Raw genomic sequence first — 23,952 nt, 5'->3', positions numbered from 1 at the left:
TTATTATTGAGTTTGAAGACAGACTTGTGAAACATATTAACTAAAACTGCAGTTACACAGAATCTGTTACACCCTCGTGACTGGCTTTTTTATACCTATAGCTTGGGGCACTCGATAACACTGAGACAGTATAAGTAAGCTTACTTATGGCCTTTTAGTAATTCAGGCTCAACTAGCACGCTGTTATCGTTATCAGAGATCCAAATTTGACCTTCACAAATATTAAACTGCAAAGACATATTACGCCCAACCAACTGCCCCATCGCTTTAACTGACTCTTCTGGAATATTCCAGACGGTTAAGTTGTCGTAACGCTCAAACGCCACTTCATTTTGTTTCCACCAGATCGGCACGCTACGACCACCATAAGTGATCAGTTGAACTTCTTTAGCGCGGCCGCAAGCTTTACGTAACCATTTTTCATCACTTTGCCCAAACTCAACCCATAGGTTGATTTCATCAGACAAAGACTTATCCCAAAGCTCAGGCTCATCATCAACGCACAGCCCTTTACTAAATGTCAGTGAGTCACTGGCATTCATGGCAAAAGCAAGCAATCTGACCATCATACGCTCATCGGTTTCTGACGGGTGCTGTGCAACAGTTAATTGATGATCTTGATAGTAGCCACGATCCATATCAGCGATTTGAATTGCGATTTTATATACGGTAGCTTTTTTGGCCATTGAAAGTGTTTCACAAAAGGATTTGCGCCAAGTTTACCTTAAATTAGTACTAGCGACACATCATCATGCCACTAATGTTCATTTCCCATTTAAATGGCTAACATAAGAACGCGAACAGTCTCAGCGAGCAAAGTCGGCTGAGACTGTTAGTAAACAAAGTTAAAAACTGCCAGGCTGTAAATACTTAGCGGCAGGAAATTGTTTAGCCAAATGGCGAATTTCATCAATATCGCCATAAACCAAACATGACTCACCTTTTGTCAATTGCAACGCGATTGATTCATCGTTAAACACATCACTCAAACTGGCGTCTCTTCTTAATAACTCATTAAGTTCAAACGGCAGTGCCTGTGTAGAATATGTCACTTCGATTTTTTGTAGATATGGCATGGCGCCAATAGGTAGCAGATGAGCTGGCGTACTGCTATCAATGAGTAATAACTCCCCTACTGTCGACTCCATGGAAAAACTTGTTTCGTAGTGACTTTCGGTTTTCGCATCAAAACGTGACCCATTGCGATTAAAAAACTGTTCCCAAAAAATGCGCCTTTGCTTAAAAACAGGCAACCGGTGTTGCACTTCTTGACGGCGCTCAGCAATAAAGTCAAATAGCGACGTAATAGAGAGCGGCAGCCAAGACTCTAGCCGCGCCCTTAATTCTCTGGCATACACAGGCGCAGCGCCCGCCGTACTGATGGCGATTTGTAAGCGCCCTCGGTCGACGATTGAGGGGGTAATAAAACGACAAAACTTAGGGTTGTCGACAACATTAGCCCAGATCCCTTGCGCCTTAGCGATTTCAGCAAGGCGTTCGTTGAGCTCAGTATCGGCAGTACAAAGATAAACTAAATCACAGTCTGTAATGTCTGCATCATTAACGGCTCTAAGCGCAAGGCTAATGCGCTTACTCTGTGCATAATTTAACGTATCTTGACAGGCCTCGGTTGCAATGACGTTAATACTTGCTTCAGTTCGAGTCAGTAAATCAAGCTTACGGCTAGCAACGTCGCCAGCACCAACTATCAAAACTTTAAGCGATTGAGTATCGACAAATAGCGGAAAATATTGCATTTATGAGCAGCACCTTTAGATAGTTTACAACTGATTTTTTTACAACTTAATTAGTCGTGTTCTATCGGCAATTGTCGCTCAAGCCAAGCTTTATAACCACCCGCTAACGATACCACTTTCGAATAACCCATAACTTGAAGGTTGTTCGCGGCTAACGCCGAGCGGTAGCCACCACCACAATATAATACCAGTGGCGTTTGCTTATCGGGAAAACGCGTTTCAATATCTCTCTCGATAATCCCACGCCCTAGATGCTGCGAATTAGGTAACCGCCCTTGTTGCCACTCTGAGTCTTCTCGAACATCAAGTAACACCCAGCCAGCCATCGATTGGTATTGCTCAACGCTCACTTCGGTAATGTGGGGTAAAATACTTTGCACTAAGGCTAAGAATGCCGGATTATGTTTCATTAACTGTATTTCTCACTGCGTTCGGCGCTGCAATTCCAGCAGAGTTCGAAACTTGATTCATTAATTTCATGACAATTGACACATTTCCATGTTGGACATTGTGCATTGAGTGAGGCCATTTGAGCCTTAGCATTTTCATACTGACTCTGTGCAACCCACAGCTCAACATTTTGAATGCCCGTTGGTAATTCGCCAACACCACCCAATAGCGCTTCTCCTTTTAACTCAACTTGTATACCACTCGATTCGAGCATACCTTTCCAAGTATGAGCCTCAAGCAGGTTCCCTGCTGCAACTAAACGTGTTTGCTCTTCCATGTTATTTCCTACAACTATTGCTCTATTTGGCAAATTTAAGGTTAAGACGCTATAAGTGCTATTTATAAAATAGGTTTACATGCTAACGCTAAATCATCAGGCCTGTCGAGCGCTGCTTTTTCGAACAGCAGAAAATACTTAACTAAACGTTATTGCGTGGTTTTTCACGCTACCAATGTCTTATGAAAATCGTACTAAATATGCTATTGGTATTATAAATATGACATAAAAAAAGCCACCTAACTGGTGGCTTCTTCACAGACGTAAAGATTAAGGCATCAATGCGTCTTGATCAGCACCTTCTTTTTCGATTTCAACAGGCATCATGTGTTCACGATTAATGCCTAGCTTGATCGCTAAGAAGCTCGCCACGTAGATTGACGAGAATGTACCGACGAAAATGCCCATCAGCAATGCAGTTGCGAAGCCATGGATCATAGTACCGCCTTTAAGAAACAGCGCTACAACCACAACTAATGTTGTACCCGTTGTAATAATGGTACGACTCATTGTTTGAGTGATTGAGATATTAACCACTTCTTCTGGCGTACTTTTACGCAGCTTGAGGAAGTTCTCACGAATACGGTCAAATACCACAATCGTATCGTTCAGAGAGTAACCCACAACCGTTAGCAAGCCCGCTAATACTGTTAAGTCAAATTCCAACTGAAGTATAGAGAACACACCTAAAGTGACAATAACATCGTGCGCAAGTGCCGCTACCGAGCCAAGTGCTAAACGCCACTCGAATCGGAAAGAAACGTAAATAAGAATACATATCAAGGCAACTAAAACCGCTAGGCCGCCCTGTTCTGCAAGCTCTTTACCCACTTGAGGACCTACAAACTCAACGCGCTTTTGAATAACAGAGGGATCCAGTTGAGTCACTGCATCCATTACGTCATTAACTTGATCTTCGCTCTTAAAGTCGTCTTTTACAGGGAGGCGAATAAGTATGTCTCGGCTAGAACCAAAGTTCTGCACCACTGCGCCGCCCACGGCTTCACTAGAAAGATTAGTACGAATCGCATTTAAATCAGCTGGCTTAGAAAACTCAAGCTCAACAACGGTACCACCGGTGAAATCAAGACCCCAGTTAATACCTTTTGTCGCTAAGGTCGCAAGCGAACCTAGCACTAATACAGCAGAGAAAATACTGATAGGAAGTGCATGGCGTAAAAAGTTGACTGTGCCTTTAACATTTAAAATCTGTAACATTATCAACTTCCCCTTAAATAGACAGTTTCTTCACGCGTTTACCACCCCAGATCGCGTTCACAATTGAACGAGTACCCACGATAGAAGTAAACATAGAAGTGGCGATACCGATCATTAGGGTCACCGCGAAGCCTTTCACTGCACCTGTACCCACAGCAAATAAGATAAGTGCTGTCATAAAGGTAGTAATGTTAGCATCAGCAATGGTAGAGAATGCGTTGCCGTATCCTTCATGAATCGCTTGCTGGACGCTACGGCCGTTACGTAGCTCTTCACGAATACGCTCGTAAATAAGTACGTTACCGTCAACCGCCATACCAACGGTTAATACCATACCGGCAATACCAGGCAGTGTTAGCACCGCACCAGGGATCATTGACATAACACCAACGACCATCACTAAGTTAGCCGTCAATGCTAAGTTAGCAATTAAGCCAAAGCCACGGTAGTAAACCAACATGAAGATAAGCACTACTGCCATACCCCAGATCATGGCTTGCATACCATTTTCGATGTTTTCCTTACCCAAGCTTGGACCAATTGTACGTTCTTCAACGATATAAACAGGGGCAATAAGTGCACCAGCACGTAGCAATAGCGCTAAGTTCTGTGCTTCTGCATGCTCTAGACCTGTGATAACGAAGTTACGACCAAGACGTGCTTGAATAGTAGCGACCGAAATGACTTCCTCAATCTTCTTCATCTTAACGCTACCATCGGCATTCTTTTCACCGGTATCTTTATACTCGATAAATAGCGTTGCCATCGGCTTACCGATGTTATCTTTGGTCACGTTTGAGAAAATTGAACCGCCTTTAGCATCTAAATTAATAGCAACTTGTGGGCGACTGTACTCGTCAAAGCTTGGTTGTGCACCTTGAATATGATCACCGGTCAACATAACCGCTTTCTTCAATACCACTGGACCGCCGCTGCGGCGCTGATAAAGCTCAGAACCTGCAGGTACTCGGCCGCTCATAGCAGCTTGAACGTCAGCTTTTTCATCAACCATGTGGAATTCAATCGATGCTGTCGCGCTCAAAATCTCTTTTGCACGCGCAGTATCTTGAACACCGGGTAACTCAACAATAATTCGTTCAGCACCTTGACGCTGCACAACAGGTTCAGCTACACCCAACTCATTGACACGGTTACGCAGTGTAGTGATGTTTTGCTGCAGTGCTTCTTCTTTAACTTGCTTTAAATAAGCTTCACTTGGATTTGCAACAAGGACATAGTCATCATTGACAGTCTTGTCTTGGAAGACCATGTCATTGCTGCGAGACTTTAGAAAGCGCTCAGCTTTAGCTAATGTCTCTGCATCGCGGAACTTAATCTCGATGCCTTTGGCGCCATCACGAATACCCGCGTAGCGAATTTTCTCAGCTCGTAAATCAGTTCTGAAGTCTGCAACTTTGGCTTCGGTCATCTTACGAATCGCTTCACCCATATCCACTTCCATTAAAAAGTGAACACCACCGCGCAGATCCAGACCTAGTTTCATAGGCGAACCGCCCATAGCTTCTAACCACTCAGGTGTAGCTGGAGCTAGGTTTAAGGCTACGGTGAACTTGTCGCCTAGTGCATCGCTAATCGCTTCTTTAGCAATTAATTGCTCTTCACCATTATTGACGCGTACTAACAACTGACCATTTTCAAGCTCAGAACGCTTAACAGCGATTCCTTTGCTCTTTAATACATCATTTACTGTCGACATAGTCGACGCTGAGACCTCAGCCCCTCGGGTTGCAACCACTTGAACAGCATGGTCTTCACCGTAAAGGTTTGGGATCGCATAGAATGCACCGATGGCGATAATGACTATCACCATCAGGTTTTTCCACATCGGGTATTTATTCAACACGCCATTGCCCTCTTGGCTTAAAGTGACTTAATAGAGCCTTTTGGCAATACGGCCGCAATATAATCCTTCTTAATCGTGATTTCGCTGGTTTCGTTGATAGTCAACAAAACGTAATCGTTTTCATCACTGATCTTAGCGATCTTACCTAAAATACCACCGCTGGTTAGCACTTCATCACCTTTGCTCAACGAGCTCATTAGGTTCTTGTGCTCTTTAACACGCTTTGACTGTGGACGGAAAATCATGAAGTAAAAAATCAGGCCGAAAATGACCAACATGAAAATCAATTCCATTGTGCCACCAGCGCCGCCAACAGGTGCATCAGCTGCATATGCGTTTGAAATAAACATAGTATTCTCTTCTTATTGTCTGAGTAAAAATTAATCGGATAATTCAGGAACTTCAGGTACTTCTCGACCTTGGCTGGTATAGAATTCCGTAACAAAGGCGTCTAATGTACCTGTCTCGATAGCGCCACGCAAACCTTCCATCAATCTTTGGTAATAGCGAAGGTTATGAATGGTGTTTAATCGAGCACCCAAAATTTCATTACAACGATCTAAGTGGTAAAGGTATGCCCGAGAATAATTCTTACAGGTATAACAATCACACTTATCATCGAGTGGTGAAGTGTCATCACGATGACGTGCATTACGGATCTTAATAACCCCTTCACTGGTAAACAGATGACCATTTCGAGCATTTCGCGTTGGCATAACACAATCGAACATGTCTACACCGCGGCGTACGCCTTCAACTAAATCTTCTGGTTTACCGACCCCCATCAAGTAGCGAGGCTTATCAGCTGGAATTTTTGGACAAACATGCTCAAGAATACGGTGCATGTCTTCCTTAGGCTCGCCAACTGCTAAGCCACCAACAGCGTATCCATCAAAACCAATATCGACTAAGCCGTTTAAGCTTTCGTCACGCAGGTCTTCATACACACCGCCTTGAATAATACCGAACAAAGAGTTCGGGTTTTCAAGTCTGTCAAACTCATCGCGTGAACGCTGCGCCCAACGAAGTGACATCTGCATCGATTTACGCGCTTCGTCCTCTGTTGCTGGGTACGGGGTACATTCGTCAAAAATCATTACCACATCACTGCCTAATGAGTCTTGAATTTGCATCGACTTTTCTGGATCTAAGAAAATCTTTTCACCATTAATTGGTGAACGGAAATGCACGCCTTCTTCTGTGATCTTACGGATATCACCCAAGCTAAATACTTGGAATCCGCCAGAGTCTGTCAGAATAGGACGTTGCCAGTTCATGAAGTCGTGAAGATCGCCATGCTTACGCATGATCTCTTCACCTGGACGTAGCCAAAGATGGAATGTATTACCTAGTAGAATATCTGCGCCAGTCTCACGCACTTCTTCAGGAGTCATGCCCTTCACAGTGCCATAAGTACCAACAGGCATGAATGCAGGCGTTTCAACCGTACCGCGTTCAAAAATCAAGCGACCACGACGCGCGCGGCCTTGAGTTGTATCTAATTCAAATTTCATTTTTCACCTCGCCAGATAAACAGTCTGACCTGAGTTAACTCAAGTATTGAGTCTAAGACTATGACAAACATAAGGGCAAACAATTCAGTATCAACCCTAAAATGCCAAAATATGCATTAAATCTGCAGATAAAAAAATACCCACTTCATTAATATGAACTGGGTATTTTAAAGCAATTTGGATAATTAGTTCGCTTTTTTGGTCACAAACATGGCGTCACCATAGCTAAAGAAGCGGTATTTTTGAGCAATCGCGTGTTGATAGGCGTTTTTTACCTCATCAAAGCCGGCAAAAGCACTCAGTAACATAATCAGTGTCGACTCTGGCAGGTGAAAGTTTGTCACCATCGCATCGACCACTTGGAACTGGTATCCAGGGTAGATAAAGATATCGGTGTCGCCACTAAATGGCTGTAACTCGCCTTGAGAAGCCTTCGCTGCACTTTCAAGTGAGCGCACCGATGTTGTACCCACTGCAATTATACGATTGCCACGCGCTTTCGTTTCAGCAATTAAGTCCACTACGTTCTGCGGCACTTCTGCCCATTCAGAATGCATTTTATGGTCAAGGATATTATCTACGCGCACAGGCTGGAAAGTACCCGCGCCAACATGCAAAGTAACAAACGCAGTATTGACGCCTTTGTCTTTTAACTTGGCCAGCATTGCATCGTCAAAATGTAACCCCGCAGTTGGAGCCGCAACGGCGCCCGGATTTTGATTATAAACGGTTTGATAACGCTCTTTATCCGCGTCTTCATCAGGTCTATCGATATAAGGCGGCAACGGCATGTGTCCGACTTCTTCGAGCACTTCTAAAATCGTTTTATCGCTTTGTAACTCGAGTTCGAATAAGGCGTCATGTCTTGCGACCATGATCATTTCATATCCACCATCTAGGCAGATAATCGAATCTACTTTAGGTGACTTAGAGCAGCGAACATGGGCTAACACTCGCTTATCATCGAGCATACGCTCAACTAAGATCTCGAGTTTTCCACCAGATTGCTTTTGACCAAACATACGTGCAGGGATCACTCGAGTATTATTAAAGACCATTAAGTCGCCAGAGCTGACTTGATCTAAAATATCGGTGAACTGTAGATCGGCTAGCTCGCCGCTATTACCATCAAGTGACAATAACCGGGACGCTGTTCGTTCGGCCGTAGGGTAACGGGCAATTAACTCGTCAGGGAGTTCAAAAGAAAAATCTGCAACGCGCATGGAAAGTCTCAACTGTGTCTAAATCGGCCGCTAGTCTATGGCCAGAGCAAAAGAAGATCAACAATCCGACCTCAAAAAACCGTCAATATGCGCGTTTACAGAAGTAAAATTTGATTTTTAATTGAATGATTTTAGTTTACTCGGCTGCTCTTTAGTCACATCAGCCGACGATTTCACGTCAAAATCTTCAATTCGATAACTGTGCTGTGCATAAGGAATATCAATTTTGACTTTTTTACGTCTAACTTGATCATTCTTCACAAGCTTTTGGGTTAACCAGTTCCACATCATCCTTGATCCTCAAACCGTTTAATTGATGGGTATATAACATTAAAATGATGCGCATCCTTTAAAGAACACCTAAATCTCGCGTTTATATGTAAACTTATCGAGAAAGGATTTCCTTAGCATCACCGCGCATGATAACGTGAAGTATGCGTATTACCAAGTATAAAATATGAACTTCCTTGCACACCTGCACTTAGCAGATAATAGCCAAACCTCATTGGCTGCCAATATTGCCGGAGATTTTGCTAAAGGCAGCATTGAGCACTTCCCAAAACATCTTCAACAAGGGATATGGCTACACCGCCAAATTGATCAGCTAACCGATAGCCACGAAATCACTAAAGAGTTGCTATCGCTATTTCCTAAATCGTTAACCCGTGCTGCACCTATCCTTATCGATCTAAGTTTTGACCATATGCTGGCTAAATACTGGGACGAATACCATCATCAAAGCCTCGAAGAATTTGCAGTTAAAGCTTATAAAGACATTGATGAATGTCGTGATTTACCCGAGCAGCTCGTTGCTATTGCCCCAAAGATCCGTTCCGAGAACTGGCTCGTCGCCTATCAGACTCGTAACGGCCTAAATCAAACTATCAGCTCAGTGGCTAAACGCGTTTCCAAACCTGAAATTTTTAACGGTGCCCTAGACAGTGTTAAAAAGCTCGACACCGAAATTGAAATCGCTTTTCGCACCTTTTACCCACAATTGATGGCCTATAGCCGTCTGTGGACACGTAATACCCCGCCTGAGTATTTATAAAAACACGCTAAGTACTCCATACTTATAGGCTAAGCCGATATCATTACATTCGGGTGCAATGGCACTCGAATGTATGCCCCCTTCCTATCCAATCCTGATTAATAATCATATTAAGCCGATGCTTCAGCTGAACAAATTTGCTAGAATTGCGCCGCAATAGGAGAACTCATGCAAATTTTTAGCTATCAGCCCCCCAGTATTCCTTGGTTAGATATCCGCTATATCGACCGAGATATTATTGTTATCAATAAGCCATCAGGCTTACTTTCTAATCCTGGGATCGCTGAATACACCCACGATTGTGCACTCACTCGACTGCAACAGCGCTTTAAAGACGCCATATTGGTGCATCGTTTGGACTGTGCAACATCAGGTATCATGGTATTTGCACGTAATAAAAAAGCAGAGTCGAGCCTTAAAACCCAATTTCAAAATAGACAAACTCAAAAAACCTATATAGCAGAAGTTGATGGCGTACTGAACCTGCAAAGCGGTGTGATTGATCTTGCTATCGCAGCAGATAAACTCAACCCGCCTAAACAGATTCTCAGTGCCTCGGGTAAATCTGCTATTACCCATTACAAACTGCTGGCTCAAAAGACTGCAAGTAGTTTAGTTGAGCTAAAACCCGTCACAGGTAGAACCCATCAATTACGTGTGCATATGCTCGCACTTGGGCATGCCATTTTAGGGGATGATTTCTATGGTGATGAGCACGTCATCAAAGCAGCAAAGAGACTCCAGCTACACGCACAAAGCTTAAGCTTTACTCACCCTTACTCAGGTAAATCTATGCTATTTAGCAGTGCGCATCCTTTCTCTACCGCGGTAAATTAGTGAGTAAAAGAATCACCTTCTGAGGTAGATTTCAGGAGGTAGATTTCAGGAGAGAGGTTTCAGGCTGAAAACTAAAAAGGGGCTTATGCCCCTTTTTGATTTTATTAAACTGCCCGGACCAAAAAGCTGCAGTGTTAACTCTATACCGCTTCTAAATTAACTTTAGCCGTGTAATAACAGTTGCTTGAATTACAAAATTTAAGGTCTTTACCTTCAGTAAACATGAAATATTCACCAAAAATATTGCCGCCCTTATCTTCAAGTTTGATGCCTTCTTCAGTTTGTTCTGAGGTCATTTCATCTAAACTGTGGCAACCATCAAGATACCAAGTCTCTAGGTAATACCTACCCGACTGCTTATAAAGGGTTATATTGTCTCCTAGCAAAGGCCTTTCATCTATCCAACGGCCAACAACCTCACGAGTATTGAGTTCATCCTCTCGCCAAGATAAACGTTTACGCTTCTCAACTACCGACATTTCCATCTCTTTGAGTTTTGCCTCTTTCTCAATTTGAATAACTTCATCTGTCTTATTGCGTACAAGAGTCATCTGCTAGTTTTCTCCCTTAAAAAGCATTTGTAATATTTTTGTTTACTAAATCAAGTATAAACAAAGAAAGCAATCACAAGGTTACTGCTACCTTTTAACATAAAGTGTATCGCACTAAAAAATTAAAAACGCGATATAAATCACTTTCTATGCATTACTTTAGTAAATACGCATAAAAAGACAAGCACAAATGACCCCTCATCAGTTTTTAACCTTTTCCAAACCAAATCTGATATAACTTTATGCTCTTGTTGAAGAATTAATAACAATACTACAGGAGTGGAAATGACATTTAATCGCCGACTGTTTTTAAAAACTGCAGGCTTCACCGCAGCAGGATTGATCACCTCCCAACTACCACTATCCAGCGCTCACGCAGTACAAAAGAAACCCGCTAATGCACAGTCTATAATGGGCTTGGTGGTCCCTAAAATGGACACGGTTAGAGTGGGTTTTATTGGCGTCGGCCAACGTGGCTCTGGTCATGTAAAGCATTTTTGTCATATCGATGGCGTAGAGATCAAAGCCATATGCGATATTGATCAACAAGTACTAGATAAATCTATCGCATTTATTGACGCCCAAGGATTACCTAAACCCGCTCAATACACTGGTAGTGAACATGCTTATAAAGCGTTATTAAGTCGTGATGATATCGATATTGTCATCATCTCAACCCCATGGGAGTGGCACGCTCCTATGGCCATCCATACGATGGAAAGCGGTAAACATGCTTTTGTTGAGGTGCCATTAGCGCTTACTGTTGAAGAGTGCTGGCAAATCGTCGATACAGCAGAGCGTACCCAAAAGAACTGCATGATGATGGAAAACGTTAACTATGGTAGAGATGAGCTCATGGTGCTCAATATGGTGCGTCAGGGCTTGTTTGGTGAACTGTTACACGCCGAAGCTGCTTATATCCATGAACTGCGTTGGCAGATGAAAGAAATTGATCAAAAAACTGGCTCATGGCGAACCTATTGGCACACTAAACGTAACGGCAACTTGTATCCCACACACGGTTTAGGGCCTGTTTCCCTATATATGAATATCAACCGCGGTGACAGATTTGATTACATGACTTCAATGAGTTCCCCCGCCTTAGGTCGTGCACAATATGCTAAGCGTGAATTTTCAGCGGATCATGAACGCAATCAACTTAGCTACATCAATGGCGATATCAATACTTCACTTATCAAAACGGTTAAAGGCCGTACCATCATGGTACAGCACGATACTACCACTCCACGTCCCTATAGTCGCCATAACCTCATTCAAGGCACTAATGGCGTGTTTGCAGGCTTCCCTAACCGAATAGCAATAGAGGAAGGTGGCTCTGGCAGTTATCACCTGTGGGATATGGATATGCAAAAGTGGTACGCTAAGTATGACCACCCTTTATGGCTGCGTATGGGAGAAAAAGCTAAGCGCAACGGTGGTCATGGCGGTATGGACTTCTTAATGCTTTGGCGCATGGTGTATTGCTTAAGAAATGCCGAGCCATTAGATCAAGACGTTTATGATGGCGCCTCATGGTCAGTGGTCAATATTCTGAGTGAGGAGTCCGTCAATAACCGCAGTAATTCGGTTAACTTCCCAGATTTCACTCGTGGGACATGGCAAACCGGCAAGCCACTTGGGATCATTGGTGCATAAGCCCATAAAGTTTATTTACCACATTCCAGAACAAGACAATTAACCACAAAAAAGCCCGTTCATCTCTATGAACGGGCTTTTGCTTTAATGCTAAACGGTGTATTTATGCGTTTTCTTTGCGCTCTGCCGCTTCACAAGCTGCAGCAGTAAAGATAACGTCAGTAGAGCTGTTTAAGCCTGTCTCTGCTGAATCTTGAATAACGCCAATGATAAATCCGACTGCAACCACCTGCATAGCAACGTCATTAGAAATACCAAACAAGCTACATGCCAATGGAATAAGTAGCAGTGAGCCACCGGCAACACCCGATGCACCACAAGCTGAAACGCCCGCAACCACACTCAACAAGATAGCAGTGAGTAGATCAACTTGAATTCCCATCGTGTTAGCTGCTGCCAGCGTCAAAATCGTAATCGTGATCGCAGCACCGCCCATGTTAATGGTCGCGCCTAACGGAATAGAAACAGAATACGTATCTTCATGCAGCTTTAGCTTTTCACACAACGCCATATTTACCGGAATGTTTGCAGCACTTGAGCGGGTAAAGAATGCGGTCACGCCACTTTCTCGCAGACAAGTAAATACCAAAGGATATGGGTTACGGCGTATTTTAAAATACACAATCGCAGGATTAATAATTAACGCCATAATAGCCATGGCGCCAAGCAGCACGAGTAGTAAGTGCATATAACCAGCGATAGCACTAAAACCTGTAGTCGCAAATGTTGCAGATACAAGACCAAAAATGCCGATAGGTGCTAAACGAATAATGAAGCGCACCATTTGAGAAACACCGTGGCTAACATCCGCAAACACTTGCTTGGTAGAATCCGTTGCGTGATGCAGTGCTAAACCTAAGCCTACGCCCCAAGCAAGAATACCGATATAGTTACCTGTCATCAGCGCGTTAACTGGATTATCAACAAGCTTAAACAATAAGGTATGGATCACCTCACCAATGCCTTCTGGTGGTGATGCCTGAGCCGCGTCTAATGATAATGCCAACGTGGTAGGAAACAAAAAGCTCATCAACACAGCAGTAACTGCCGCAGAAAAGGTGCCTAATAGATATAAAACCACAATCGGTCGCATATTCGTTTTGGCATTTTTCTTTTGGTTAGCAATCGATGCCGCCACCAAGATAAAAACTAAAATAGGTGCTATCGCTTTTAAAGCACCAACAAATAGCTCACCTAAAAAGGCCACACTCTCTGCACCGCTTTTTGATACGGTGGCTAAAACAGCACCTGCAATAATACCCACGAGAATTTGTAGCACTAAACTACCGTCTGCCAAACGGGCAAACAAGGATGTTTTTTGATTCATTAGTTAACCTGTCATTTTTATAGTATGTCGCAATTTTATTTAAGGCTTACTGGTAAAACCTTAAATAAAATTAATCTCCCTTCTACACAGTTTGTATCGGATGTGACAACTATTGTCCACCTTTGCCAGCCAAATAGACTCGGATATTACTCATGATTAACAAATTGCTAATAAGGTGCTAATGATTGGCCTTGTCCAAGGCTTTTTCTGCCCCGCGCAGCATGGCGTCAATCAACTCATGAGCACAAAACTTTGTTAGCGCCTCATTAGCTCCCACTTGATGAGCCTGACTGACGCTGATCTCGCTAGAAAGTGAGGTGTGCAAGATAATATAGGCGGGGGCAATAGCTGGATTGTTCTTCACTTCAAACGCCAGTTCATAACCATCTAGTCCAGGCATTTCAATATCGCTGACTAAAATATCGACGGCTCGATTGTCTCGCTCGGCCTGCTCCATAATCATTAATGCATCTCGGCCATCAGCTGTAACCTGATAAGGAATATTGATACTGTCTAATGCATCACTCAGCTGTTTCCGCGCTACTTTAGAGTCATCAACCAATAGAATATTGAGCGGTTTTAAATATTCGCGCTGTATATCAGTCAGCATAGCTCGACTTGTTTCTGGACTGGCAGGAAAAACTTTAGACAGTAAGAGCTCCACATCGAGTAGTTGTACCAATTTACCTTCTATTTTGGTCACGCCTGTCAGATAGGCATTTTTTCCTAAATTGCTGGGTGGCTTTTCAATGTCACGCCAGTTGCATTCTATAATCTTATCGATTGCACGCACTAAAAAACCGATCACCATTCTTTGGCAATCAGTAATAATAATATAGCTGTCTTTCAATTCTTCTTGCGAAATAGGTCGATAACCGACTGCCGCTGCCATATCAATGATCGGTATGGTCGCTCCTCTAATCGTCGCAGCGCCCAAGATTGTAGGATGAGAATGCGGAATGGCGCTTAAAGGGCTATAGGGAACTAACTCTCGAATTTTCAGAGTGCCTAATGCAAACAACTGAGTCATCGACAATTGAAACAGGAGTAAACCTTGTGACTGGCTTGCCTTGCTCTTTACTTTATTATTACTTATTGCATTCATTTGTTATGCAGCCACTCATTCTTAAACTCAATGAAACAAACTCTAGCCTAATCACGCAGAGCAAACAATTAAAGCTGTGATTCAATAGGCAATAATGCGATACAGTCCACTAGAAATATACGCCAAAGGCCTGCATCTGGCTCAGCATATATTTTTCGTTGATTAAAATCATCAAACCAGACAATTTGTTGATCTTCTATCCCTAATCGGTAGGTGTTTTTAACTAGGCTTGCCTCAATACCATCGACGATGCTTGTCGCTAACGACTTGTTGTCGATAATAAGCCCCATTTCAGTATTCAACCATGCTGAACGTGGATCAAAATTAAAGGAGCCAACAAAAATAGAACGCTTATCTGTTACAAAGGTTTTAGCATGCAAGCTACTTTTAGAACTACCGCTCCAGCTACTGGTCTTTTTCACATCCGGATTGGCTTTGACCTCAAATATTTTAACCCCCGCAGCTAACAGCTGTTGCCGATACTGACGATAACCCGCATGAACGGCTAACACATCTGTTGCGGCTAAGCTATTGGTTAACACCGTAATATCAACCCCTTTCTTAATCGACTCGATAATACTTTGAGTCCCCGCTCGCGTTGGCACAAAATAAGGGGAAACAATTAATACCTCATCTGTTGCTTGTTCTAAAAAAGCCCCAAGATCAGACAGGATATTATCAGAATCCAATTGATGATTCTGCTTATCTGGTTGGTCATAAACCAACTTTGCAGTCCCCCAAAACCATGGCAATGAGCGGTTTGCCATCTTTGTTATCAGCTCACTGTTTAATAATCTGCCAATATAAGGATTAGTGCTATAGGCGGCTTTTTCTGCTTCAACCAATGATAGTGCTTTAGCAATCTCTTCTTCAGTCACACGATGGGAACTGAGGGCATTGATTTCAACTGTAAGTGGTGCGTTCCAATAAAGGTCAAATTGATCCGACACTTCCTCTACCGCAGCACCTATGGCCATTAAATCAAAATCACCAAATTCAACATCGGTATCGTTAGAAAAATACTCATTACCAATGTTACGCCCCCCCACCACACTAATGGTGTTATCAACCGTTAGTGACTTATTGTGCATACGATGGTTCAGCCTAGAAAACCCAGCGACAAAGGCAATATTTCGGAATTTTCGCTCAAATGAAGGGTTATACAATCGTACTTGGATGTTTTCATGATCAGCCAGCATCACTAATGCTTCGTCGGCGTTTTTAATTGCCATGTCGTCGAGTAAAATACGTACTCTTACACCACGCTGCGCCGCCTCAATTAAGTGCCAAGTGAGAAGTCGTCCAGCGTCATCCGAGCGGTAAATATAATACTGTATATCGATGCTTGCTTTAGCAGCGTTGACTAAAGCCAACCGCGCGATAAAAGCATCAACCCCGTCTGTCAGCGGTATAACACCCGTTTGATCTGGATGAGCTGCAACATCGTCAGCGACATATTCAACCAAGGGCCACTCATCTTGGGCTGCAAGCTTGGTCGATATCGGTTTTTCAGGAAAAATAGGAGAAGATTGGCAGCCAACTAACCCTACTACAGCTGCCCACAATAAAACGATTTTTAAAAATAAGTGTCTGCAATCCATTTGCATTCTTTTATTCAATTGCGAAGTCTTAATTAATCTTGTAACGCATAAAGCACATCAAATGCAAACTGATCCCAACCCTCTGAGCTAAATGCAATATCGCGCACAGCCCTAACTTGACTAACCGCATGCAAAGGTGCAGCTCCATTATCCATAAGGTAGTAGGCCATAATAAGGCCCGTTCTATCTTTACCCGATCGGCAATGAATAAGTACTGTTTTTTCTTGCGCCTCGCACTCTCGAATAAATGCGAGAGCTTTAGGCACCTGTTCGACACAATAGTCTAGATCTTCTGCTTGTGGCGGAATATTGCGAGAAAATGGCACGCATAGATAGTCTAGCCCTAATGTGACAAACTCATCTTGATTGCATTCCTCACCGTTATTTACAGATAAGACAGCTTCGATACCTGATGCTTTTAATTGCGCAAGATCCCATGGATCTTTATTCGGCCCACTGCGTCCTGCAATTTGTCCCTCAACTAACCAAAATAGGTGCTGCATAGTGTTTCCTAAATAAATTATGAGTTTCAAGCGACATAAATCGACCAGAGAATACCTAATGTCGAAATACTACGCTATCGCTTTATTGCTGTACGAGGTGATACATGACTAAAAATAGCGCTATACCACAAAATCCTAATTTTCAGTGTTAAAAAAGGACTCATTGAGAGTCCTTTTAGTGATGTTCCCGCTAGCGAAATCACTTGTTATCTATATCGCTATGTTCAAGACTTCTTTGACCAAAGGTCTGCATTAGCCTTTGGTAACTTCTTACGACTTTTCTTGCCTGTACCTGCTGGTTTTGCCATCGGCTTTTCTTCACGTGAAGGACAGTCAATAGGCGCCTCTAAATCAGCTTCAAAACCTGGGATTTGCTCGCGCTCTAATCTCAGCTTGTTTTTCTTTTCAATCAACTTAAAGTGTTGATATTCATCGTGTGCAATCAAGCTCATGGCCAGACCAGCCTCACCTGCACGGCCACTTCGACCAATACGATGCATATAATCAGCAGGACTTCTAGGTAGTTCAAAATTGATCACAATAGGCAGCTTTTCAATATCAATACCACGGGCAGCAATATCGGTTGCAATAAGCACGCGAATATCGCCAGCTTTAAAGCCTTCAAGTACTCTATTTCGTGCACCTTGGCCTTTGTCACTATGAAACACTTCGACAGTAATACCCGCGTTTTCAAGTTTTTGAGCCAATCGATTACAGCTGTATTTTGCACTGGCAAAAATAAGCACCTGTTGCCAGTCATTTTGTTTGATTAGTTCAGCGAGCAAGGCCGTTTTGCGATTACGATTCACAGTAATAACACGTTGAACTAAGGTACTTTCTTCTTCACCCTGTAACTGAACTTCAACGGGATTACTCAGTAGTGATTGGGTAAGTTCGCGCACTTCTTCTGGGAATGTCGCTGAAAACAGTAACGTCTGTTTCTTGGCCGGCAACTTAGCCAATAATTCATTAAGTTCATCGGTAAAACCTAAGCTCAACATGCGGTCGGCTTCATCTAATACTAAAGTCTGAGTCTTATCAAGCTTTAGGGCATTACTCGAGATTAAGTCAATGAGTCGACCCGGTGTTGCAACTAAAATATCTGCACCACCACGTAGGCTTAACATTTGAGTGTTGGTTGATACGCCACCATATACCGCTAGCGTTTTTAGGTTAGGCTTAATTAGCTGGGAATAGCGCATAAAGCTGTCGCTGACTTGCTGAGCTAACTCACGCGTAGGCACTAAGATTAGGCTAGAGACGTAGTTACCCTCTTTAGAGCGCGGTTTTGCTTGGGCAATTTTTTGGATAATTGGCAGCGCAAAAGCGGCCGTTTTACCAGAACCTGTTATTGCTCCGCCAAGCACATCTTTGCCGTTTAACACTGCGGGGATAGTATGTGACTGAATAGCCGTAGGCCTTGTATAACTCAGCAATTTAAGCGTTTCGAGCAACTCAGGCATGAGCCCTAGTTGAGAAAAGTCACTGTGAGTCGAGTTACTAGTCACAGTTGGAGTTGCTGCTTGGTCTGTTGAAGATGCTGACTGAGTCATAATGTACGGGTAAACGCCTAATCAAAAATAAGGCGCTTATTCTACGCTAATATCCACTTAAAAGCTTATTTTTGATCTGATTTTACGCTTACAAGCGCTGACATTTTAAAAGTAGGTATTGTTAATACACATTAAAACGCCTTGTATCACACAAGTCCCCTTTAAGCTAAGCCTTCTAGTGTCAGTAATTTCTGTTTAAGATCGATGCCGTAAGCATATCCAGTGAGTGCACCATTTTTACCAATGACTCTATGACAAGGCACAATAATAGCAATCGGATTCGCTCCGTTTGCGGTGCCCACCGCCCTCACCGCTTTTGGACGATTAATCCGACTGGCAATGTCGGCGTAACTGCAGCTTTCACCGTATTCAAGCTCACTTAATGCGTGCCAAACCTGGCATTGAAACACTGTCCCCCTAGGGGCCAGTTTAACGTTAAATTGACGCCGCGTGCTTGCAAAGTACTCCGTCAGCTCAAGCTTAGCCTGTAACAGGTGTTGTTTGGCTAAACCATGACTATCACATGCATCAATTAGTGACTGACTAGTGTTAACTTCCCGCGATAGCCAATCATTCCCTTGCTGTGGAATAAAGTTAACGTGGGTGAGTCCTTCTGCATTAGCGCACAGAGAGAGTACGCCAAATTCAGATTTAAAATTCAACTTAGCTAACGGCAGTAAAAGTGTATTCATGAAAGGTTCCAAAGCTGAAATGTAAGATAACTGCCCCATGGAGCAACATTTTGAGTGAGCGCTTGAATTAACTCATCATAGTCTTTTGATATTAATCGCTTGTCTTCCCTTGCAGCATAAAGGCTCTGCATGCGTTTTTTAACGACAAGATCGCCACACAGTAAAATATCTGGATAACTCAAGCCGCGCATTTTGGCATAGGCAACGGTCCATGGTCCGACCCCTTTTATCGACAACCATTGTTCAATATCAGCTTCAGGGTGCTCACTTACAAACTGGCCTAGTGCATTGAGCGCCTTCTTTCTGGCTCTAGGCATGTTTAGCTCGTTTAACTCAGCTGTTGCTATCGTCTCGGGTAACGGAAATAGTATCACTTGTTTTGCGCCAATTAAGCGCTTCTCCCCGCAGGCAAGTACTAACTGATTTAGTAACTTAGAGGCTTGCGTTATGCTTACCTGCTGGCCTAATACTGCTCGGCAGCCAGCTTCAAATGTTGACCATACCCCAGGTAGACGTAACCCCGGTATCATCTGATTTCCAAGAAGGTCAAGGGATGCAAGCACACTGTCAATCTCGAGCACGTTAGCATTTAAGTCCAATACCCTACGAATGCTACTAATAATTAAACTAAGCTGTGAAAGGCCTGATTCATTTTCTAATACGATATCGACACCAAACAAATTCGCCTTTGTATCAACCTTGGCATTGAAGTAACCGCTAACTCCATTTAAGGTGAAACTCCGTCCATAACTATATTCATCTTCAAGCCACTCCATCTGTTCTACAGCACGAACCTTATAAAAACTATGCTGTTGCTGCCAAGCAAGAGGTGGTCGATAGCTGAGCAACAACCGCAATACGATCTGTCCTTGTTCTTGCGTTCCATCAGGCGCTGTCATTTTTACGGACGTTTTTCTCAGCGCTGAAGGCGTTAATTGTAAAGCTTGCATAAATGCTTCATTGAAGCGTCGAACACTATTAAAGCCCGCAGCAAATGCAACTTGAGTGATACTCAACTGGGTTTGATGTAAAAGTTGCTTGGCAAACATCAGTTGCCGGTATTGGCTATACCCTTTAACTGATATCCCCATTTTCTCGCTAAACAGTTTTCTGAGGTAGCGACTGCTAATCCCTAATCGCTCGGCTAGAGTCTCTACACTAAGGCCATCATAGCCTGAGAGTTCGCCAGCATCGATAATAGCCTTTGCCCGCTCTAGGGTAGTTTGTGTACCCTTCCAGGCATAAGAGTGCGGCGCGCTATCAGGGCGACAGCGTAAACAGGGCCTTAACCCAGCATTGGCGGCTTGGAGAGCTGAATCAAAATAGCGTACATTTTCTTCTTTTGGACTCACAGCAGGACAAATTGGCCTACAGTATATTTTGGTGGTGAACACCCCAATAAAAAACTGCCCATCAAACCTAGGATCTCTAGCTAACCTTGCCTTGCGACAGGCATCTCTTTCAATCTTGCAGTCGTGATTTAGCATCCCACATTCCAGACATCGTTTTATGAATGTAATCTTACGCAACAAGCCTAGTCATCACTAGCGGAAAACGGAACTGAATATTGGTTGCATATATATGCCTCAGCTTTACACTTAGCTACTGTTCATATTTTTCTAACAAAAAAACACCTAACTGAGTACCTACATGTTCAAACGATTTGAGTCTTGGGTTGAGCCTTTCTCTGATGAGGAGCCACAACAGCCTCCTAAAGGGATCTATGCATTTTGCCGCCATTACACCCGTGGCTTTGAAGTTCCACTGGTTATAATGTCGATTCTAACCGCGCTACTCGCCATTCTTGAAGTGTCTTTATTTGGCTTTATGGGCGATTTAGTTGATCTGCTCATTAATAATGATCCCGATACCCTTTTTGAAAAAGAAGGCATGAAATTACTCGGGATGACGCTGCTCGTATTAATTGTAATTCCGACTCTGGTGTTACTGCATGCGCTCATCGTCTATCAAGGGTTATTAGGCAACTACCCAATGTCTATTCGATGGATGGCCCACCGTTACTTGCTAAAACAAAGTGTGTCGTTTTACCAAAATGATTTTGCTGGCAGGGTGGCGACCAAAGTGATGCAAACCTCTTTAGCCGTAAGAGAGACGGTTACCAAGCTATTGGATGTATTGGTTTATATCTTGGTTTACTTCACTTCTATGGTCGTAATGATAGCCAAGGCCGACTTACGACTTATGGTTCCTATGCTGCTTTGGTTAGCTATTTATATTGCTCTACAGTTTAAGTTTCTACCTAAACTCAAGAAAGTGTCAACTGAGCAGGCTGATGCTCGCTCAACAATGACCGGACGGATTGTCGATAGTTACACCAACATCGCCACGGTAAAACTGTTCTCGCACACCCAAAAAGAAGCTGAGTATGCTAAAAGCAGCATGAAATCCTTTCTTCATACCGTGTATAGGCAGATGCGTTTAGTCACCTGGATTAACGTGAGCGTGCAGATTATCAATTACCTTTTGGCCTTTGCTATTACAGCTGTATCTATTTGGCTTTGGAGTGATGATGCGATTACCGTTGGCGCGATTGCGATTGCGATCAGTTTAGCGTTAAGGCTCAACGGTATGTCGCAATGGATCATGTGGGAAATAAGCTCACTATTTGAGAACATTGGTACAGTTACTGATGGTATGAATACGCTGTCTAAGCCTACCGATATCAATGACATCACGAATGCACCAGCTCTAAACGTAAGTAAAGGAGCTATCGACTTTAATAATGTCAGTTTTCACTACGGTGAAAATAGTGGAGTGATTGATGAGTTAAATCTACATATCAAAGCGGGCGAAAAAGTCGGGTTGGTTGGCCGCTCAGGTGCCGGGAAATCGACTTTAGTTAACTTGCTTATGCGTTTTCATGATGTGGAGTCCGGTTGCATCACCATCGATAAACAGGATATTGCTCAGGTCAAACAGGACTCACTACGTGCGCATATAGGCATGGTGACCCAAGATACCTCTCTATTACACAGATCTATCCGCGATAATATTCTCTACGGCAATCCTGATGCCAGCGATGACAAGCTTGAACAAGCAATAAAAAGCTCCCAGTCATATGAGTTTATTCAAAACTTGAGCGATCCTGAAGGTAACCAAGGCTTAGATGCGCAGGTTGGCGAACGAGGCGTAAAGCTTTCAGGCGGTCAGCGTCAACGTATTGCCATCGCGCGAGTTCTACTTAAAAACGCCCCAATTTTACTACTTGATGAAGCCACATCGGCACTAGACTCTGAGGTAGAAGCTGCAATTCAGGAAAGTTTATATCAGCTAATGGAAGGAAAAACCGTTATTGCTATCGCTCATCGACTATCAACCATTGCGGCAATGGATCGATTAATCGTGCTCGATGACGGAAAAATTGTAGAGCAAGGAAGTCATCAGGAGTTAATCAATTTAGGTGGGATCTACGCGCAGCTTTGGGCACACCAAACAGGAGGCTTTCTCGGCGTAAATTAACAACCTAGACCCAATTAAAGCCTTAAGTAACAAACATATAAAAGCCATCAGTAATGGTGGCTTTTATACTTACAGCCCAAATACCTACTATATAACCCTTAAAAACCAACTCATTCAGTAATAAACTAAAATGAGCTCGTTACGCCTGTCATGTAGAAGCATTCACGCTAATAGCAATCAGTATCAGCAGGTGTTCGACTCAGAGTTTCAGCGCATCCAGAGGTTACGGATGACTATGCTCTACACCCGCTGCGAACAGCATAGTCTTGTATGCTTTCAGTGCACTTGTAACTAAAGCTGCAATACTAGTCTAAATATGTCTTTGGTTATTCTAACTGTTCAATATCATTGATATCTGGGACTTACGCACTAAGCGTAAGCGGTGTTCCATCATAATGACTTGAACTGTCATTTTGCAAACGACGATATCATACCAATAAGTATAAGAAGTTGATCTACTCAGAACGTTTTTTGGCAAACTAATTCAAGGCGAATAACTGAAAGAATGGTTGATCCCTTGTAAAGTTGTTCAACGCAGAAGTAGGCAGCCAAAAACGCGCCAGAATGGCGAGTTTTAGCGGCTCTGATACTGTGACTCTTATGGAACAAGAGGGAGCTTAACCTAGTTCAACTATGCGCTTCACTCGTTGCAAACCACATGGTCTTGTATGTTCCCGACATACATAAGACATTTCCTCCATCCCTGGACGTCAGATGTGGTGAATGTCATAAATGCACGACTATATGGATATAGGCGGTAGAGTAACGCAAGAGCAGTTACCGAGAAGCATTTAATGACCTTGTCTCTGTGCCGCTAAACTCTCTCTGAGCGACCACATCTTTATACTGATTGGTATCCCCCCTCTCCCCTAACATTGATGAGACGTGTCGAGTCATTAAGTGTACCCAGTCCTTGAGCTTCCAGATCCTAAAAAAAGATTCAATATTCGTTTCAACCTAAACTTGGGACACTCAGTACAAAGTATTAAACAACAAATGCACAGAAGAATTAAAGCGTGCCCGCTAAAACTTGAGTGGAAACAATAACGAAGTATGTTCAAAATTTAGACAAAAAAACCACCCTTAGGTGGTTTTTTTGTGTCTATCATCTGAATGATAAATTTGGTGGAGCCTAGCGGGATCGAACCGCTGACCTCAACACTGCCAGTGTTGCGCTCTCCCAGCTGAGCTAAGGCCCCATTTTACGTTAAACAATCAGACCGAAATCTCATTATTTTAAATAGTGGTATCCCCTAGGGGATTCGAACCCCTGTTACCGCCGTGAAAGGGCGG

At 43.2% G+C, this 23,952-nt stretch carries 22 protein-coding genes and 1 tRNA gene; 4 read left to right on the top strand and 19 right to left on the bottom strand.

The window, feature by feature from the left end; translation table 11 throughout:
• Positions 1–140: 140 nt before the first annotated feature.
• From ACVBIK_RS19420 to ACVBIK_RS19375, 10 genes are all read right to left on the bottom strand, one after another.
• Positions 141–686 carry a YaeQ family protein gene (locus tag ACVBIK_RS19420; RefSeq protein ID WP_447162468.1) on the bottom strand — a complete coding sequence of 182 codons (546 nt, stop codon included), beginning with the start codon at positions 684–686 and terminating at the stop codon, positions 141–143.
• A gap of 159 nt (positions 687–845) precedes the next feature.
• Positions 846–1,757 carry a precorrin-2 dehydrogenase/sirohydrochlorin ferrochelatase family protein gene (locus ACVBIK_RS19415; RefSeq protein WP_447170321.1) on the bottom strand — a complete coding sequence of 304 codons (912 nt, stop codon included), beginning with the start codon at positions 1,755–1,757 and terminating at the stop codon, positions 846–848.
• Between the two features lie 50 nt (positions 1,758–1,807).
• On the bottom strand, positions 1,808–2,167 hold the full coding sequence (locus tag ACVBIK_RS19410; protein WP_447162470.1) for a rhodanese-like domain-containing protein: 360 nt from the start codon (positions 2,165–2,167) through the stop codon (positions 1,808–1,810).
• Positions 2,167–2,484 (bottom strand): putative signal transducing protein, encoded by a 318-nt coding sequence (locus ACVBIK_RS19405; RefSeq protein ID WP_447162471.1) that lies wholly within the window; start codon positions 2,482–2,484, stop codon positions 2,167–2,169. Before ACVBIK_RS19405 ends, ACVBIK_RS19410 begins: the two co-directional genes overlap by 1 nt.
• Positions 2,485–2,754: 270 nt before the next feature.
• Positions 2,755–3,702 carry a protein translocase subunit SecF gene (secF, locus tag ACVBIK_RS19400; protein ID WP_447162472.1) on the bottom strand — a complete coding sequence of 316 codons (948 nt, stop codon included), beginning with the start codon at positions 3,700–3,702 and terminating at the stop codon, positions 2,755–2,757.
• A 13-nt stretch (positions 3,703–3,715) separates the two neighbouring features.
• A complete protein-coding gene (gene secD / locus ACVBIK_RS19395) occupies positions 3,716–5,566 on the bottom strand; it encodes a protein translocase subunit SecD (RefSeq protein ID WP_447162473.1) in 1,851 nt (616 codons plus the stop codon).
• A 17-nt stretch (positions 5,567–5,583) separates the two neighbouring features.
• Positions 5,584–5,916 (bottom strand): preprotein translocase subunit YajC, encoded by a 333-nt coding sequence (yajC, locus tag ACVBIK_RS19390; RefSeq protein ID WP_012154722.1) that lies wholly within the window; start codon positions 5,914–5,916, stop codon positions 5,584–5,586.
• A 30-nt stretch (positions 5,917–5,946) separates the two neighbouring features.
• Positions 5,947–7,080 (bottom strand): tRNA guanosine(34) transglycosylase Tgt, encoded by a 1,134-nt coding sequence (gene tgt / locus ACVBIK_RS19385; RefSeq protein WP_012154721.1) that lies wholly within the window; start codon positions 7,078–7,080, stop codon positions 5,947–5,949.
• Between the two features lie 185 nt (positions 7,081–7,265).
• Positions 7,266–8,303 carry a tRNA preQ1(34) S-adenosylmethionine ribosyltransferase-isomerase QueA gene (gene queA / locus ACVBIK_RS19380; RefSeq protein WP_447163440.1) on the bottom strand — a complete coding sequence of 346 codons (1,038 nt, stop codon included), beginning with the start codon at positions 8,301–8,303 and terminating at the stop codon, positions 7,266–7,268.
• A 117-nt stretch (positions 8,304–8,420) separates the two neighbouring features.
• Complete coding sequence (locus ACVBIK_RS19375) at positions 8,421–8,594, bottom strand: hypothetical protein (RefSeq protein ID WP_447162475.1); 174 nt, start codon at positions 8,592–8,594, stop codon at positions 8,421–8,423.
• 166 nt (positions 8,595–8,760) lie between these two features.
• Here ACVBIK_RS19375 and ACVBIK_RS19370 point away from each other — a divergent pair, with 166 nt between their 5' ends.
• A complete protein-coding gene (locus ACVBIK_RS19370) occupies positions 8,761–9,354 on the top strand; it encodes an acyl carrier protein phosphodiesterase (RefSeq protein ID WP_447162476.1) in 594 nt (197 codons plus the stop codon).
• 168 nt (positions 9,355–9,522) lie between these two features.
• Positions 9,523–10,191, top strand: coding sequence for an RluA family pseudouridine synthase (locus ACVBIK_RS19365; RefSeq protein ID WP_447162477.1), 669 nt, complete (start codon positions 9,523–9,525; stop codon positions 10,189–10,191).
• Between the two features lie 140 nt (positions 10,192–10,331).
• Here ACVBIK_RS19365 and ACVBIK_RS19360 read toward each other — a convergent pair whose 3' ends face one another.
• The gene (locus tag ACVBIK_RS19360; RefSeq protein WP_447162478.1) at positions 10,332–10,742 is read right to left on the bottom strand and encodes a hypothetical protein; all 411 of its coding nucleotides are present in this window, start codon (positions 10,740–10,742) and stop codon (positions 10,332–10,334) included.
• Positions 10,743–11,027: 285 nt separating this feature from the next.
• Between ACVBIK_RS19360 and ACVBIK_RS19355 the strand changes: the two genes are divergently transcribed.
• A complete protein-coding gene (locus ACVBIK_RS19355) occupies positions 11,028–12,398 on the top strand; it encodes a Gfo/Idh/MocA family protein (RefSeq protein ID WP_447170320.1) in 1,371 nt (456 codons plus the stop codon).
• Between the two features lie 103 nt (positions 12,399–12,501).
• On the opposite strand, the gene sstT is transcribed toward ACVBIK_RS19355, so the two are convergent.
• From sstT to ACVBIK_RS19320, 7 genes are all read right to left on the bottom strand, one after another.
• Positions 12,502–13,725: a serine/threonine transporter SstT gene (gene sstT / locus ACVBIK_RS19350; RefSeq protein ID WP_447162480.1), complete on the bottom strand. Its 1,224-nt coding sequence runs from the start codon at positions 13,723–13,725 to the stop codon at positions 12,502–12,504.
• Between the two features lie 178 nt (positions 13,726–13,903).
• Entirely contained in the window at positions 13,904–14,830 is a 927-nt protein-coding gene (locus ACVBIK_RS19345) for a chemotaxis protein (RefSeq protein ID WP_447170319.1), read from the bottom strand.
• A 68-nt stretch (positions 14,831–14,898) separates the two neighbouring features.
• Entirely contained in the window at positions 14,899–16,431 is a 1,533-nt protein-coding gene (locus tag ACVBIK_RS19340; RefSeq protein WP_447170318.1) for a phospholipase D family protein, read from the bottom strand.
• 32 nt (positions 16,432–16,463) lie between these two features.
• On the bottom strand, positions 16,464–16,934 hold the full coding sequence (locus ACVBIK_RS19335) for a phosphatase domain-containing protein (protein WP_447162483.1): 471 nt from the start codon (positions 16,932–16,934) through the stop codon (positions 16,464–16,466).
• A gap of 224 nt (positions 16,935–17,158) precedes the next feature.
• The gene (locus ACVBIK_RS19330) at positions 17,159–18,487 is read right to left on the bottom strand and encodes a DEAD/DEAH box helicase (protein WP_447163445.1); all 1,329 of its coding nucleotides are present in this window, start codon (positions 18,485–18,487) and stop codon (positions 17,159–17,161) included.
• A 161-nt stretch (positions 18,488–18,648) separates the two neighbouring features.
• Positions 18,649–19,179 carry a methylated-DNA--[protein]-cysteine S-methyltransferase gene (locus tag ACVBIK_RS19325; RefSeq protein WP_447170317.1) on the bottom strand — a complete coding sequence of 177 codons (531 nt, stop codon included), beginning with the start codon at positions 19,177–19,179 and terminating at the stop codon, positions 18,649–18,651.
• Entirely contained in the window at positions 19,176–20,666 is a 1,491-nt protein-coding gene (locus tag ACVBIK_RS19320; RefSeq protein WP_447162486.1) for an Ada metal-binding domain-containing protein, read from the bottom strand. The genes ACVBIK_RS19325 and ACVBIK_RS19320 overlap by 4 nt, the downstream gene beginning before the upstream one ends.
• Before the next feature lie 163 nt (positions 20,667–20,829).
• On the opposite strand from ACVBIK_RS19320, the gene ACVBIK_RS19315 reads away from it, so the two are divergent.
• Complete coding sequence (locus ACVBIK_RS19315) at positions 20,830–22,659, top strand: ABC transporter ATP-binding protein (protein ID WP_447162487.1); 1,830 nt, start codon at positions 20,830–20,832, stop codon at positions 22,657–22,659.
• Between the two features lie 1,123 nt (positions 22,660–23,782).
• Here the strand turns inward: ACVBIK_RS19315 and ACVBIK_RS19310 are convergent.
• Positions 23,783–23,858 (bottom strand) — tRNA-Ala (locus ACVBIK_RS19310).
• Positions 23,859–23,952 lie beyond the last annotated feature (94 nt).

Source organism: Shewanella sp. 125m-1, assembly GCF_052977065.1.
The sequence above is the reverse complement of the archived record's forward strand: the minus strand, read 5'-3'. Positions and strand labels throughout refer to the sequence as shown.